We start from the raw sequence: 14,524 nt of genomic DNA on the forward strand, positions 1-14,524 counted from the left end.
CGTCCGTCAGGCTTTGCTGGTTGGTGCCTATGGCGGGTTCCTGGTTGGCCAGCAGGCGGCTCGCCGGCTTGTCGCGCGAGGATCGGGCTCGATCCTTTTCACCGGCGCGACGGCCAGCGTGAAGGGGTTCGCCGGCTCCGCCGGCTTTGCCATGCCAAAATTCGGCTTGCGCGGGCTGGTCCAGTCCATGGCTCGTGAACTGGCGCCGAAGAACATCCACGTCGCGCATTTCATCATCGATGGCGCCATTGCCTCGGCCGCGTCCGGTCAGGAGTCCGGGCCGCAGGATCGCCGGCTGTCCCCGGACGCGATCGCCAAGACCTATCTCTCCATCCATCGCCAGCACCGCAGCGCCTGGACCTGGGAGATGGAGCTCAGGCCCTGGGTTGAGACCTTCTGATGGGACGGGCGAGGTGCGACGTTCCGGGAGTCGACATTGCGTGGGGATATCACTATATAGCGGCGGCTCCGACCGGCGCGCCCAGTGCAGCCCTCCGGAGCGACTGTGAAAATGTGTTACGCATTGCGCCATCATTTGTGACGAAAAATCGGCTGGAAAACCGGAAAAACAAATAGAAACAGTGGCGCGAAGCTGGGTTGATCCAACTGACGGAAGCAACCCTCCAGAATCAGAAATGTTCTTGAACCCTCGATTTCCTTCGGCTCTGTGGACCCTGCACGGCATCGACTTGCCGGCTGGCCGCGACTCGGCTGGAATGGCAGGATGCATCCTTTGCGGGATGCCGACGTTTATGATTGCCAACCGGCCTTGCCGCCAGGGAACAGCAGTATGAGTGAACACGCGATCGAGTTCTTGCGAGGATGGATCGGCGAAAAGGTCCATTGCCAGTCCCAGCACAAGATCGACCAGCAGGCCGAGACATTGGCCAGGGAATGTGCCGCCAAGGCTGCAGAGGTCGGTATTCCCCTGGAGGATATCCAGGAAGAAGTGGGCGACATCCAGGAACTCATTGCCTCCCGGCTCGAGGAAGCCGCCGAGGCCGACGAGCACCAGCAGGCGGCCGGCAAGGCCGCGAAATAGATTTTACCGGGAACTCTCTGTTTGTCTGAATGCGCGGGCCCTTTGGCCCGCGTCTTCGTCTCAGCCGAACGTTGCTTTCAGCCACGCCTTCGGCAGCGCCGGCACGAAATTGCCGTCGCGCCCGGTCATGTCGTCATTGGCGGCCAGGGCGTTAAGGATCGATTCCTCCACCGTCTGGATCACCGCATCAAAGAACGAATCGATGTCTGTATCGGGAATGAAATCGGCCTTGGCGATCCGGCCCGACGGCGCAAGTGCGGCGGCAGGATTGGCTGTCGAGAAGGCGAGAAAGATGTCGCCCGAACTGTGATAGCCAAAGCCGCCGGTCATGGCGACGCCCAGCGGCACCCGGCGTGCCAGCCGCTTCATCTGGTGCGGCAGGAACGGCGCATCGGTGGCGACAACGGCGATGATCGAACCCTTTTCGGCGCGTGGCGTGCCTTCGCGGATCGCGGGCTCCTCGAGTTCGGATCCAGCGCGCATCCCACGAAGCGTGAAATTGCGCCGCTTGCCGAAATTCGACTGCACGAAGGCGCCGACAGTGTAGGAATTCCCCTGCCAACCTATAACGCGCGACGCCGTGCCCGAGCCGGCCTTGAAGCCGAAAGTGATCATGCCGGTGCCACCGCCGACGCTGCCTTCCTCGATCGGGCCGCCGGTTGCAGCATCGAGTGCCTGGGCAACGTGCTCCGATGTCAAATGGTGGCCATTGATGTCGTTGAGAAACCCATCATAGGTCTCCGCCGCCACCGGCAGGCCCCAGGCGCTGTCGACCGCGGCGGGCAGTACGCGTTGCATCCAGCGCAGCGTGCCATCGCGTGATACGCCGCAGGAATGCGTGTTGGTGATGGTGATCGGGAAGTTGAAAGCGCCGGTTTCCTCGATGATGTGCGAGCCGGTCAGTTCACCATTGCCGTTCTGGCTGAAGATGCCGGCGAAGACCGGTGTTGCCAGGTCGGCGCGCGGCCTGGGCAGGATCGCCGTGACACCGGTGCGCACCGGTCCCTTGCCGACGACCAGCTGCCCGTCACCTGAAATCAGCGTCGCGTAGCCGACGGCGACGCCAGGCACGTCGGTGATTGCGTTGAACGGCCCGGGCGTTCCATCGAAACGGACGCCGAAGCTGCGCACGCGCGGTTTGCCGCTGGGTGTGGCCAGATGGTGCGGATTGTCGATCATGGTCAGAACAGCGATCCCTGATTGCCGGGTTCTTTCGCCTTGGCTGCCGGCCTGGCAGCCGGCTTCGGCCGCGCCGCGCCGCTGGTCGCCACCGCGTCCGCCGTGCCATCGGCGAACTCCAGCGAAAGCGCCATCCCCGATGCCACGTCAGCCGCCTGCTTGATGACCGCGCCGTCGGCATCCTTCACCAACGCGAAGCCGCGCGCGAGCACGGCCTTGTGCGACAGCGTGGTCAAGAGGCGGTCGGCCTGGTTCAACTGGCCGCGCAGGCGCTCAAGCCGCAGCGCGATGACCCGATCCTGCCGCCTGGCGAGCGCCGCCAGCGTGTCGGCCTGCAGTTTCTGCCGGCGCGCGATCGGTACTGGCGATAGCCGCGTCGCGGTGCGCGAAAATCGCGCGCGACGTTCGCGCACAATGGCAAAGAACGCCGCCTGCGCGCGGGCAAGGTCACGCCCGGTCAGCGTGCGCGCCTCGTTGATGCGCCGCGACAGCGTGGCCGGAGTCAGCCTTTGGCCCTGGAGACGCGTCCGCTTGCGATCGACGCTGACGGACAGGCCGCGGCCGAGCCTTGAGGTCGCCTCGTCGAGGCGCCGGCGCGGCAGTGCCAGCAATTGATCGGGCGAGGGCAGTGCACGGGCAGCAGCGCGCGCGGCCTGCCGCTTGCGTTCGAAATTGCGCAGCACCGCCCCCTTGAGCCGTGCGCCGAGGCTGGCCAATGTCGCTTCGAGGTCGGCCTTCACGGGCACGGCGATTTCGGCGGCGCCCGTCGGGGTCGGCGCCCGTATATCCGAGACGAGGTCGATAAGCGTCCAGTCGGTTTCGTGGCCGACAGCGGAAATCACCGGAATGCCGGATGCCGCAACGGCGCGGGCCAGCGCCTCGTCGTTGAAGCCCCACAGATCTTCCAGGCTGCCACCGCCGCGCGCCACGATCAACAGATCGGGGCGCTGGATGGAACCGTCCCAGGCCAGCGCGTTGAAGCCGTTGACGGCGTTGGTCACTTCCACGCCGGACGTCTCGCCCTGCACGCGCACCGGCCAGACCAGCACATGCAGGGGAAAGCGGTCCTTGATGCGGTGGATGATGTCGCGGATGACGGAGCCGGTCGGCGAGGTGACGACGCCGATAACGCGCGGCATGAAAGGCAGCCGGCGTTTGCGGCCGGCATCGAAAAGCCCCTCCGCCTGCAGCCGGCGCTTGCGCTCCTCCAGCAGCGCCATCAGCGCGCCTGCGCCGGCAGGCTCCAGATTGTCGATGACGATCTGGTAGTTGGACTTGCCGGGATAGGTGGTGAGCTTGCCGGTGGCGATCACCTCCATCCCTTCCTCGGGGCGGAATTTCAGCCGGCTCATCGTGCCTTTCCAAACCACGGCGTCGAGCCGGGCACGGTCGTCCTTCAGCGCGAAATAGGCATGACCGGACGAATGCGGGCCGCGATAGCCCGAGATTTCGCCGCGCACCCGCACATTGCCGAAGACGTCCTCGACCGTGCGCTTCAGTGCGCCGGAAATCTCGCTCACCGTGTATTCGGTGGCGTTGGTGCGTGATTCGGATGCTGCTTCGCTCATCGGCCGATTGGGGGCTGGTTAGCGCCCCGCGTCAAGGCGCCACGATCCGTCCTACCAGCCCGGCAGGATCTGGTTCGCCTTGGTCCGCCTGATCTTGGCGTAGGCCAGTGCCGCGAAATCGAATGTCCCGGCCTCTTCGACGAGCGGCACCGAGATGTTATCCAGGCTCTCCGAGATGTGGCGGGCGAGCGCATCGACGATCTCCGGCCGCGAGGTCTGGCCGCGCATGATGCCGATGCGGCAGTCGGGCAGGGTTCCGAAGCCGTCGGCCTCGCCCAGCACCCGCATGCCGGGCCTGAGCGCGCATTCCGGCAGCACCGAGATCGCCAGGCCCGAAAGCACGGCGGCGGTGATGACGGTCGCCGAGAAACTGGTGAACAGAATGCGATAGTCGCGGTTCTGCTGGTCCAGCACATCGACGGCGGCGCGCCGCCAGATGCAGTTCGGCCGGCCAAAGGCCATCGGCAGCGTCTCCTGCTCATGCGTCGCATGGTTGGCCGAGGTGACCCACAGCAGCGGCTCGCGCCGCACCACTTCCGATTGGCCGCGCACATCATTGTGCGTCACCAGCGCCAGGTCGAGATTGCCGCGCTTGATGTGCTCGACCAGTCCCGGCGTCGGCTCGCAGATGACCGTCAGTTCGACGCGCGGGTTGGAGCGCGTGAAGCGCGCCATGATCTCCGGCAGGAAGCGGTCGGCATAGTCGTCGGGCGTGCCGATGCGGATCGTGCCTTCGAGCCGCTGGTCGTCGAAGGCGGCAAGCGTTTCGCGGTTGAGGTAGAGCAGGCGTCTCGCGTAGGAGAGCAGCTTGTCGCCTTCCTCCGTCAGCCTGTTGCTGCGCCCCTCCTTCTCGAACAGCGGCTTGCCGATCCGCTCCTCCAGCCGGCGCATCTGCATCGACACCGCCGACTGGGTCCGGTGCACCTCTTCTGCCGCCCGCGTGAAGCTGCCGGTATCGGCGATCGAAATGAAGGTTTGCAACTGATCGAGATCGAGCGGCGCTTTCATCGGCATGACCCATCACTGGTGTTGATGTTAAAGATTAAAAACATTCGTTGGATTAATCAATCGGCCAATGGCAGATTGCTGTCATCCACATGAAGGCATGTGAATCGAAGCCGGAATGGCCGCTGTCGCCAGCGCCGACTGCTTGGCTTTGTCTGTTCGAGACTGAAGGAGACCGACATGACCACGATCGTTTTCGCCACCGAGACCTCGCGCATCACCTCGCGTCCGGCCGTTGCGATGCGCGTGGCCAATACCGTCGTCAATATCTACCGCGCCTGGAAAAACCGTCGCGCCTTCTACCGCCTTGGCGAGATGTCGGACGCCGAACTCGCCGATATCGGCCTGACGCGCGCCGACCTGCATGTCGCCATCGACGTGCCGTTCGGCCGTGACCCGACGGCGATCCTGCGCGAAATCGCCAGCGATCGCGTCGAAACGATCGAGGACATAGCCCGCAAGGTGGCCTGATCGGTTGATTTCGGTGTTGCTGAACCTTTTCAGGGTTTAGCGCGACCAAGGATTATGCAGGCTCCCCACTCCCTGCCGGTTCCCCGCCGGCCTGCCTGCACGTTGCCCGGTCCTCCCAAGGACCGGGCTTTTCTTTTCTGGCTTGCTCAGAAAAGGCCGTAGGTTTGGCGCCTACCGCCGGTCCATGTCCCGCTTGAACTGGTCGAAGATCGTTTCCATGCCCTTCTGGTAGTCGTCACGCTGCTGGGCGCCGGTCTCGAACATCTTGCCGAACAGATCGTCGAACGGGTTTCTCGGCCGGCCGCTCGGATTGGTCTGGGGCTGCTGTGGTGCCTGCGGCTGCGGCGCCTGCTGTCCGCCAGGCATGCCGAAGCCACCTCCGCCACCTCCGCGCAGCATTTCTTCGAAGATTTTCCCGAGCGGGTTGTCGCCATAGGGGCTCTGCGTCTGTTGGGGCTGCGGCTGCGCCCGGCCTTGCGGCTGCGGGGTACCGCCACCGAACATGTCCTGCAGCACCTTCCCCAACGGATTGTCGCCATAGGGATTGGGTGCCGGCTGCGGCTGGCTTTGCCCGCCGAACATATCCTGCAAGACCTTGCCGAGCGGGTTGTCCATCGGGGTCTGGGGCGGCGGTGCCTGGCGTTGTTGTGGCGCCGGCGCCTGCATGCCGCCCTGCCGCATCATCTGCTCGATGATCTCGCCGAGAGGATTGCCGCCGCCGAAACCGCCGGCGGCCTGCATCTGACTTGTCGTCTGCTTGAACAGTCCACCCATGACCATCGAGGCGATCGCCGGCAGCATCTGCTGCAGGATCTGCTGGCTGACGCCGCTCGCTTGCGCCGCCTGGCTGGCGACGGCGCGCGACAGGTCCTTGGAGCCGAACAGATGCCCGAGAATGCCGTTGCCTTCGTCGACGCCTTGCGGCGAGAAGGCGCGGGTCGCGTCCTCGAAATATTTGGCGTGCTGGCCGCTTGCCATCGCCGTCATGAACGCGCCAAGCCCGTAAGGATCGGCGGTGTTGCGTTGCAACCCCTGCGAAAAGGCCGGCAGCAGGGCGGCGACCGCGGCCTGTGTCTGCTGCATCGAAAGCCCATATTGCTGGGCAAGCGCTTGCATTCCGTTGCCGTTCTGGGCCTGCGCCAGCATGTCGAACAAGGTGGGCATCGGCGTCTCCTCCTGAGTTCCTCGGAAGAGAGCCTAATTCGTTTCAACGGCCGATTGAAGCGGCTTTTGCCGCTCCCTAACGCGCGCGATCAATAGGCGTATTCCATGAAAACCGGCTCGATCGAGCCACCCCAGCGGGTGTGGTAGGCCGAAAGCATCTCCTCGGCGCTGGTCGTGCCGCGCGCGACCACCTCGTCCAAAGTGTTGAGGAACGAGGTTTCGTCATAGCCGTCACGGTTCTTCTTGCCGCGGTTCTTCAGCCCGGTGCGCGAAATGGCCAGCACATCGCGTGCGATCTCGCGCAGCGTGGCGTTGCGGAAGGGCGCGGCAATGCCGAATTCGGGCACGGCGTTTCGCATCGCCAGCACTTCCTTGTACGTCCAACTCGACGTCAACGCCTCGGCCGCATCGAGTGCCGCCTCGTCGTAGAGCAGCCCGACCCAGAAGGCCGGCAGCGCGCAAATACGCCGCCACGGGCCACCATCGGCGCCGCGCATTTCGAGGAAACGCTTGAGCCGCACGTCGGGGAACAGCGTTGACAGGTGGTTTGCCCAGTCACCCATGGTCGGCAGACCGTCCGGCACGTCGTTGCGCGCGGCGCCGGCCATGAACTGGCGGAAGGTGATGTGCGTCATGTCGTGATAGCGGCCGTCGCGGATGACGAAATACATCGGCACGTCGAGCGCCCATTCGACATAGTCGGCGAAACCGAAATCGGGCGAGAAGCAGAACTCGAGCAAGCCCGAGCGCTGGTTGTCTGTATCGCGCCAGATGTCGCCGCGCCAGCTCTGCAATCCGTTTGGCCGGCTCTCGGTGAAGGGCGAGTTGGCAAACAGCGCCGTCGACAGCGGTTGCAGCTTCAGCGACACCTGCATCTTGCGGCGCATGTCGGCTTCGCTCTCGAAGTCGAGATTCACCTGGATCGTGCAGGTGCGGTACATCATGTCGAGGCCCTTGGTGCCGACCTTGGGCATGTAACGCGTCATGATCTCATAGCGCGACTTCGGCATTTTCGGCGTTTCGGCCAGCGACCATTTCGGGCTGCCGCCGAGGCCGAGGAAGCGGATGCCCATCGGCTCGGCGATCTCGCGCACCTGCGCCAGATGCGCATTGCCCTCGCGGCAGGTCTGGTGGATGGTCTCCAGCGGCGCGCCGGAAAGCTCGAACTGGCCGCCGGGCTCGAGCGAGATCGCGCCCTGGCCTGTCGGTTCGACCAGGCCGATGATGCGGCCGTCGTCGATGATCGGATCCCAGCCAAGCTTTGACTGCATGCCTTCGAGGATGGCGCGGATGCCGCGCTCGCCGCCATAGGGCACCGGCGCGTTGCCGTCGACATAGAACGGGAACTTCTCGTGCTCGGTGCCGATGCGCCACTTGTCGCGTGGCTTGTTGCCCTCGGCCAGGTGGTCGACGAGTTCGTCGACGCCTTCGATCGGCCGGAAATCGGTTGTGTCGCGCGCCATGATCAAGCCCTCAGAAGGCGGTCGGGCGACCGCCGGCGGTAAATGGACGAAATGTCAGTAGCCGATCAAGCGAAAAATCCTGAGCCACAGGTCAAGAGGAATTGAAGGCGACGATCCGGGCGGCCTCTTGCAAGACGTCCTACCAGTCTCCGACGGTTGCCTGCATCACTGCAAGTGCGGCCACCGCCGCCGTGTCGGCCCGCAGGATGCGCGGACCGAGCGGAATGGCGGTTACGAAGGGCAGGGCGCGGAGCATCTTGCGCTCGTCCTCGGAAAAGCCGCCTTCCGGCCCGACCAGGAGCGCGAGCTTCTTCTCCTTTACGGCTTGCAAGGCAGGCAGCGGATTGTTGGTCGTGGCATCCTCGTCGCAGAAGACCAGCCGCCGCTCCTTGTCCCAGCCGGTCAGCAGGCGCTCGAACTTTTCCGCCTCGCGAACCTGCGGCACCGCCAGGATGCCGCATTGTTCGGCCGCCTCGACGACATTGGCGCGCAGCCGATCGATCGACGGCTTGGCCACTTGCGTGTGCTGCGTGATGACGGGCTGCAAGACGCCGGCGCCCATCTCGACCGCTTTCTGCACGAGATAGTCGAGCCGGCCCTGCTTCAGCGGCGCGAAACAATAGATGAGATCGGGAAGGGGTGGCTGCGGCCGTTGCAGCGCCGAGACCTTGAGTTTGACTGCCTTCTTCGACTTCGCCGCGATGGCCGCCGACCATTCGCCGTCGCGGCCATTGAACAGCAGGATTTCGGCACCTTCGCCAAGCCGCAGCACATGCATGAGATAATGGCTCTGCTGCTGGTCGGCGTCGAACTCGGCATCCGGCCCGAGGTCGTCAGGCACGAACAGACGTTGCATCTTGTAATTGGCGCGCATCGCCGAGGAATGAGTGAGCCGGCGGCCGGCGTCAAGCCTCGGCCGACGGATGCCACACCGGTCGAAAGCCAAGCCTCAGGACGGCAAGCGTTGTCTGCGGCGTCAGCAGCATAAGCGCCTTGTCTTCCAGTTGGCTAAGACCGAGGGGTGGTCCATATCCGGCGAAGGACCAACGCAAAGCCTTGCCGTGACGCAAGGCAAAGGCGTTGCCGCCGCTGGCGACCACCGCGCCGTCGGGCAGGCTGGACAGTTCATGCATCGCCACAGCAGGGCGTTTGCGACCCGACGCCAGCCGCTCCTTGTGCAGCTTTTTGTCGACCAGTGGCGCACGGGGCTCGGCAATGCCAAAGGCTTCGCCGAAGCGGCCGACAAAATCCCTGGCCCGTTCGCGCCGGCAAAAGAAGCACGGCCGATGGCCGGCGGATAGCGCCGTGACCTCGTCGAGGAAGAACAGCTCGGTCCATCCGGCCTTGCCTCCCGGCCGGTTGCGGCCCATCGGCTCGCGCCGCACATTGCGGAATTGGCATACGCAGATGATCCAGGCCTGAAGCGCCCAGCGCTTCTTCAGCAACGTCCTGGTCGCGGGATCGTGGATGATGCCGCGATTGCCGGTGAACAGTCCGCGCTCGGGCACGGCATGGATAGCCCCGAACGGATCGACCCGGTTCTGCAGTGGCATAGTTCTCTCCTGCGATACGCATCTTGGCTGCAATGCGGGCGGCATGATATCGCTCGTGACATCATTTTCATGTCAGCAGGGTTTTGCGATGCGGGTGCTGGTGGTCCAGAACTACGACAATACCGGCCTCGGCCAGGTCGGTGCCGCACTTGCGGAAGCCGGCGCCGACCTCGACGTGCGCCTGCCTTACAAGGGCGATCCGCTTCCGGACGACGCCACTCAGCATGACGCCATGGTGGTGCTCGGCGGTGGCCAGAATGCGCTGGCCGATGACGAGTATCCCTACTTCCCCGCGCTGCTCGAACTCACTCGCGATTTCGCCGGCAAGGATCGCGCTGTGCTCGGCATCTGCCTTGGCAGCCAACTCGTCGCCCGCGCCTTCGGCGGCGCGAACCGCATCGGCGGCGCCAATGAATTCGGCTGGCGCGGCGTGTCGCTGACGCCAGACGCCAAGGCCGATCCGGTATTGGCTGAACTGCCGGAAATGTTCCCGATCTTCCAGTGGCACGACGACACGTTCGATCTACCGCGAGACGCCGTGCGGTTGGCCGGTAACGATGTCGCCGAAAACCAGGCGTTCCGTGTCGGTCGCGCCATCTATGGCTTCCAGTTCCATTTCGAAGCCGACCGGCCCATGGTGAAGGACTGGAGTACATCCTTCGCATCGACCATCGCTTCGCGCCATCCCGATTGGCTCGACAAGCTCGATGGCGAAATGGCCCTTAACGGACCCGACGCCGATGCCGCGGGCATGGCGATTGCCCGCGCCTGGGTAGCCACGATCTGAGAGCCTGCCCTCGCGCTCTGCGTGACATAATTGGCACGCAGCCCTGAAACCGGCTGGGGAAAACCCCTTTCATCCTTGGCTTGTGTCCGACTGCCATCCTAGAAGGCGCGCGCTCTGCGTCGGCTGTGCAACCGGGACGAACTTTTTGTGTGACCCGTGCGACACACCTCCGATACAGAACGCGCCTAGAAGCGCGAAATCGTCGAAACTTTGAAGCGAATTCTCCGTTTCAACGCATTGGTAACCGCCTGGTGCACAGATGCAGGAAGCTCAACAAGAGATGACGTCCGTGAAAGCAGCGCTTCTGTCCTTTGCCATGTTGTCCGCCATCGTGCTGTGCGGTCTCGGCATCTATTCCGCCGATGCCGCCAACAACCACAACGCCGTCGACGGCTACGGCGTCACCGCCTCGCTTCGCTAGGAAGCCGGCCCCCTCGCCACGCATCCCTGCGAGGCGACTGGGCTCAAGCTCCCTTTATAGCCATTTCCAGGATGCGTTTGTCCGCCCCGTCGACGACGAGGGCGGTCAGCATGCCTGATTGCCAGGCAAGCGTGTCGACATTGACGCGGTTGGCCATCACTTCGGCCTCGGGGACGGGTGTGTGGCCGTGCACCACGATCTTCGGGAACAGGCCGGTGTGATCGTGGAAAACGTCGCGGATCCAGATCAGGTCCTGCGGGTTCTGCTTGTCCAGGGGGATGCCCGGCCGGATGCCGGCATGGCAGAAGAAGAAGTCGCCGAACGTTAACGAGAACGGCAGCGAGCGCAGGAAATCGACATGCCCCGGCGGCATGGCCTCGAGCAGGGCCTGATGTCCGCGTCTCATTGTCTCCATCTTGCCGAACCAGCTGGCGTCCGCGGTGAGCGACACGCCATAGGATAGCGCCGTCTGGACGCCGCCATAGCGCATGAAAAGCCCTTCCGGCTCGGGGGTCCGGAGAAAATCGAGGAAGCCGATGTCGTGGTTGCCGGCGAGCATCAGATGGCGCGGATCGCGTTCGCGCGCCGCGATCAGGAAATCGATGACGCCCTTGGAATCCGGTCCGCGGTCGACATAGTCGCCAAGATGGATCACCCGCCAGTCGCGAACCGGTTTCCACTCTAGCTCGCTCTCGATCCGCTGGTGCATGGCTGCCAGCAGGTCGACCCGGCCATGCACGTCGCCGATTGCGTAGAGTCGCACGCCCTCCGGCCCGTGCGCGTCGAGAAAATGGATGCCGGGTTCCGCCAACGCGTCATGGTCTCCGTGGTCGGGCTGTCACCGGACCCTAGCGCCGGAGCTGGTCCTTGCCCATGTCGGTGATCAGACGCTTTCCGCACAGAGCCAGCGTGATGTCCATCTCCTTGCGGATGATTTCCAACGCTTTGGTAACCCCTTCCTTGCCGAGCGCCCCCAGGCCGTAAAGGAATGGGCGGCCGATATAGGTGCCCTTGGCTCCGAGGCAGAGCGCTTTCAGCACGTCCTGGCCGGAGCGGATGCCGCCGTCCATATGCACTTCTATTCTGTCGCCGACCGCGTCCGCGATCTCTTCCAGCGCCATGATCGAGGACGATGCGCCGTCGAGCTGGCGCCCGCCATGGTTGGAGACCACGATCGCGTCGGCGCCGGTCTTGGTCGCCATCAGCGCGTCCTCCTTGTCGAGGATGCCTTTGAGGATCAGCTTGCCGCCCCAGCGTTCCTTGATCCAGGCGACATCCTTCCATGACAGCTGCGGGTCGAACTGCTCGTTTGTCCAGGACGACAGCGACGAGACGTCGCCGACACCCTTGGCGTGGCCGACGATGTTGCGGAAGGTGCGGCGCTTGGTACCGGCGATACCAAGGCACCAGCGCGGCTTGCTGGCCAGGTCGATGATGTTGGCCAATGTCATCTTCGGCGGCGCCGAAAGCCCGTTGCGCACGTCCTTGTGGCGCTGGCCGAGGATCTGCAGGTCGAGCGTCAGCACCAGCGCCGAGCATTTCGCCGCCTTGGCGCGGTCGATCAAATCGAGCACGAAATCCTTGTCGCGCAGCACGTAGAGCTGGAACCAGAACGGTTTCGTCGTCACGGAGGCGACATCCTCGATCGAGCAGATGCTCATCGTCGACAGGGTGAAAGGCACGCCGAATTCTTCCGCCGCCTGCGCCGCCAGCATCTCGCCATCGGCATGCTGCATGCCGGTCAGGCCGGTCGGCGCCAGCGCCACCGGCATCGACACTTTCTGGCCGATCATGGTCGATTCCAGCGAGCGGTTGCTCATGTCGACCATCACGCGCTGGCGGAATTTGATCTTCTGGAAGTCTTCCTCGTTGGCCCGATAGGTGCTCTCGGTCCAGGCGCCGGAATCGGCATAGTCGAAGAACATCTTGGGCACGCGCCGGCGGGCGAGATCCTTGAGGTCCGCGATGGTGAGAATGTCGCTCATGATGGTCCCCGCTTGATCGTACTACTAGGAGCGTCTGCGCGCCGGTTCGCTATCGCCGGCTTCCGAACGCTGCCGCAGCCGCAGCCGTGACACGCGTTGCCAGTCGCCGCTGCGCTCGGCTTCGGCCATCGACCGCTCGACATAGGTCATGTGGTCCATTGCCGCGTGCCGGGCAGCGTTGGGATCGCCGGCCTTGACCGCGGCATGGATTGCCTTGTGCTGCGCCAGCAACGCCTCGCGCGCGCCAGGTACGGTGAAGACCAGCAGCCGGTTCTGGAAGACGCCTTCCGACAAAAGCCGGTAGCAGGAGCGCAGCGTGTGCAGAAACAGGATGTTGTGCGCGCATTCGCAGATCGCTTGATGGAACTCGACGTCGATCTCGGCCTCGTCGTCGAAATCGCCGGTGCGATGCGCCTCGTCCATGCGCGCCATGATCCGGTCAAGCAGCGCCAGGTCTTCCGGGGTGGCGCGCCGCGCCGCATACTCGGCGGCTATGCCCTCGATCTCGCGCCGGTATTCCAGATAATCGGTCACCGCCTTGCGATGCATCGAGATCAGGTCGGCGACCGGCTTGGTGAACAGCTGGCCGATAATGTCGGCGACATGCGTGCCGCCGCCGGCCTTGGTCGTGAGCAGCCCGCGCCCTTCCAGCGCCTTCAGCGCGTCGCGCAGGATCGGCCGCGATACGTCGAACTGGCGTGCCAGTTCGCGCTCACCCGGCAGCCGGTCGCCCATGCGCAGCACGCCTTCGAGGATGAGGCTCTCGATCTGCTGCACCACCTCGTCGGCGGTGCGCGAATGCTCGATCCTGGAAAAAATATCGCTCAACGGCTGTGCCTAGGAATTGAACCGGTGTCGCGCAGGATAAAGCCTGCGTCGCCAACTGGTCAAATTATTTATCCAATTGGTCGAAACGTGTCGGTTTCGCCGCCCGGCGCAATATCATCTTTGGCTAAACTTTGTTGTTTGCGTCATCGGCCTATTGGCTCTAGAGGACGCGAACGCACGAGGGTCCAGAAAACCCCGGGGGACAAGCCGTGTCAGACGACCCGTCCAATCTCGAATTCCAGCCGCGTGCCAAGGGCAGCGTCATGGGTTTCCCCGCGCATGAGGGCCGGCCCGGCGCGCTGGGAGAGGTCCATGCCAGGCCGCATCCGCTCATCGAAAAACCGCGCGTCCTGGTGCAACTCGCCTTCATGACCGAGGGTGGCTCCGGCGTCGACCATGCCGTGCTTTCCGAACTGTCGCGGCGTCTTGGCATCGCCGCGCCCGACCGTCAGGCCCGCCACCACGCCATGAAATGGGGCAAGGGCTCGCTGCGCTGGGAACGGCACACGGAGTTCTCGACCTATCTGTGGGAAGGTCCGCTTTCCGAAAGCGGCAGGTCGCACGAGGACACACCCTTCGGCAACGGCTTTTCGCCGCCGGGCACCGTCATTTCGGGTATCCGGCTCGAGATCCGCAAATGGACGCCGACGAGCGAGCGGCTGATCGCCGCTTTCGACCCGACCAGCCTGTGCTACTCGCTGGTCGAGCGGGGCAATGCGGCCATCGTCACTGATTTTCGCCAGGATGGCGACGGCATGACCCGCATCTTGGTGCTTGACCGCGGCCTGACGCCGGCGCGCACCGGGGCGCTGTCGCAGCGACTGATCGACATCGAAACCTACCGGACGCTCGCCATGCTGGGCCTGCCGCTGGCGCTCACCTTGTCCGGCCGCGCCCGCCGCATCGAGGACAGGCTCGCCCAGACCACGCTGGAAATGAAGGTTGCCGAGACCCGTGACAGCCAGACTTTGCTCGCCGACCTGACCGAACTTGCCGCCGAGCTGGAGGCCGATGCTGCCTCCAGCCTCTACCGCTTCGGCGCCAGCCGCGCCTATGAC

Annotated in this window: 16 protein-coding genes; 6 read left to right on the forward strand and 10 right to left on the reverse strand. The window is 64.3% G+C overall.

Annotated features, from left to right (window positions below):
- A partial coding sequence (locus C1D09_RS03205) for an SDR family NAD(P)-dependent oxidoreductase (protein WP_143972957.1) occupies window positions 1-400 on the forward strand: 400 nt, incomplete at its 5' end.
- Window positions 401-790: 390 nt separating this feature from the next.
- Complete coding sequence (locus C1D09_RS03210; RefSeq protein ID WP_143972958.1) at window positions 791-1,042, forward strand: DUF768 domain-containing protein; 252 nt, start codon at window positions 791-793, stop codon at window positions 1,040-1,042.
- A gap of 60 nt (window positions 1,043-1,102) precedes the next feature.
- On the opposite strand, the gene C1D09_RS03215 is transcribed toward C1D09_RS03210, so the two are convergent.
- Genes C1D09_RS03215 through C1D09_RS03225 form a run of 3 tightly spaced genes read right to left on the reverse strand, consistent with a single transcriptional unit; the run spans window position 1,103 to window position 4,797 of the window.
- A complete protein-coding gene (locus tag C1D09_RS03215; RefSeq protein WP_143972959.1) occupies window positions 1,103-2,221 on the reverse strand; it encodes a DmpA family aminopeptidase in 1,119 nt (372 codons plus the stop codon).
- Window positions 2,222-2,223: 2 nt separating this feature from the next.
- The gene (gene xseA / locus C1D09_RS03220; RefSeq protein ID WP_143972960.1) at window positions 2,224-3,789 is read right to left on the reverse strand and encodes an exodeoxyribonuclease VII large subunit; all 1,566 of its coding nucleotides are present in this window, start codon (window positions 3,787-3,789) and stop codon (window positions 2,224-2,226) included.
- Window positions 3,790-3,840: 51 nt separating this feature from the next.
- Complete coding sequence (locus C1D09_RS03225) at window positions 3,841-4,797, reverse strand: LysR substrate-binding domain-containing protein (protein WP_095771355.1); 957 nt, start codon at window positions 4,795-4,797, stop codon at window positions 3,841-3,843.
- A 177-nt stretch (window positions 4,798-4,974) separates the two neighbouring features.
- On the opposite strand from C1D09_RS03225, the gene C1D09_RS03230 reads away from it, so the two are divergent.
- Entirely contained in the window at window positions 4,975-5,265 is a 291-nt protein-coding gene (locus tag C1D09_RS03230; RefSeq protein ID WP_143972961.1) for a DUF1127 domain-containing protein, read from the forward strand.
- A gap of 171 nt (window positions 5,266-5,436) precedes the next feature.
- Here the strand turns inward: C1D09_RS03230 and C1D09_RS03235 are convergent, their stop codons facing one another.
- From C1D09_RS03235 to C1D09_RS03250, 4 genes are all read right to left on the reverse strand, one after another.
- Window positions 5,437-6,429, reverse strand: a complete 993-nt coding sequence (locus tag C1D09_RS03235) for a DUF937 domain-containing protein (protein WP_143972962.1) — start codon at window positions 6,427-6,429, stop codon at window positions 5,437-5,439.
- Window positions 6,430-6,518: 89 nt separating this feature from the next.
- Window positions 6,519-7,892, reverse strand: a complete 1,374-nt coding sequence (locus C1D09_RS03240) for a glutamate--cysteine ligase (protein ID WP_143972963.1) — start codon at window positions 7,890-7,892, stop codon at window positions 6,519-6,521.
- Between the two features lie 139 nt (window positions 7,893-8,031).
- Window positions 8,032-8,766: a 16S rRNA (uracil(1498)-N(3))-methyltransferase gene (locus tag C1D09_RS03245; protein WP_143972964.1), complete on the reverse strand. Its 735-nt coding sequence runs from the start codon at window positions 8,764-8,766 to the stop codon at window positions 8,032-8,034.
- Window positions 8,767-8,797: 31 nt separating this feature from the next.
- Window positions 8,798-9,445, reverse strand: coding sequence for a hypothetical protein (locus C1D09_RS03250; protein WP_143972965.1), 648 nt, complete (start codon window positions 9,443-9,445; stop codon window positions 8,798-8,800).
- Window positions 9,446-9,533: 88 nt separating this feature from the next.
- Here C1D09_RS03250 and C1D09_RS03255 point away from each other — a divergent pair, with 88 nt between their 5' ends.
- Both C1D09_RS03255 and C1D09_RS03260 read left to right on the forward strand, forming a co-directional pair.
- Window positions 9,534-10,232 (forward strand): type 1 glutamine amidotransferase, encoded by a 699-nt coding sequence (locus C1D09_RS03255; RefSeq protein WP_143972966.1) that lies wholly within the window; start codon window positions 9,534-9,536, stop codon window positions 10,230-10,232.
- 280 nt (window positions 10,233-10,512) lie between these two features.
- A complete protein-coding gene (locus tag C1D09_RS03260; protein WP_162034344.1) occupies window positions 10,513-10,653 on the forward strand; it encodes a hypothetical protein in 141 nt (46 codons plus the stop codon).
- 43 nt (window positions 10,654-10,696) lie between these two features.
- On the opposite strand, the gene C1D09_RS03265 is transcribed toward C1D09_RS03260, so the two are convergent.
- Genes C1D09_RS03265 through C1D09_RS03275 form a run of 3 tightly spaced genes read right to left on the reverse strand, consistent with a single transcriptional unit; the run spans window position 10,697 to window position 13,466 of the window.
- The gene (locus C1D09_RS03265) at window positions 10,697-11,464 is read right to left on the reverse strand and encodes a metallophosphoesterase family protein (RefSeq protein WP_143972967.1); all 768 of its coding nucleotides are present in this window, start codon (window positions 11,462-11,464) and stop codon (window positions 10,697-10,699) included.
- A 37-nt stretch (window positions 11,465-11,501) separates the two neighbouring features.
- The gene (locus tag C1D09_RS03270) at window positions 11,502-12,638 is read right to left on the reverse strand and encodes an alpha-hydroxy acid oxidase (protein ID WP_143972968.1); all 1,137 of its coding nucleotides are present in this window, start codon (window positions 12,636-12,638) and stop codon (window positions 11,502-11,504) included.
- 24 nt (window positions 12,639-12,662) lie between these two features.
- A complete protein-coding gene (locus C1D09_RS03275; protein ID WP_143972969.1) occupies window positions 12,663-13,466 on the reverse strand; it encodes a FadR/GntR family transcriptional regulator in 804 nt (267 codons plus the stop codon).
- Between the two features lie 209 nt (window positions 13,467-13,675).
- Here C1D09_RS03275 and C1D09_RS03280 point away from each other — a divergent pair.
- The coding region (locus tag C1D09_RS03280) for a DUF3422 family protein (protein WP_143972970.1) at window positions 13,676-14,524 on the forward strand (849 nt) is incomplete at its 3' end.

Origin of the sequence: Mesorhizobium intechi (assembly GCF_002879535.1) — a bacterium.
Classification (GTDB): Bacteria; Pseudomonadota; Alphaproteobacteria; order Rhizobiales; family Rhizobiaceae; genus Mesorhizobium; species Mesorhizobium intechi.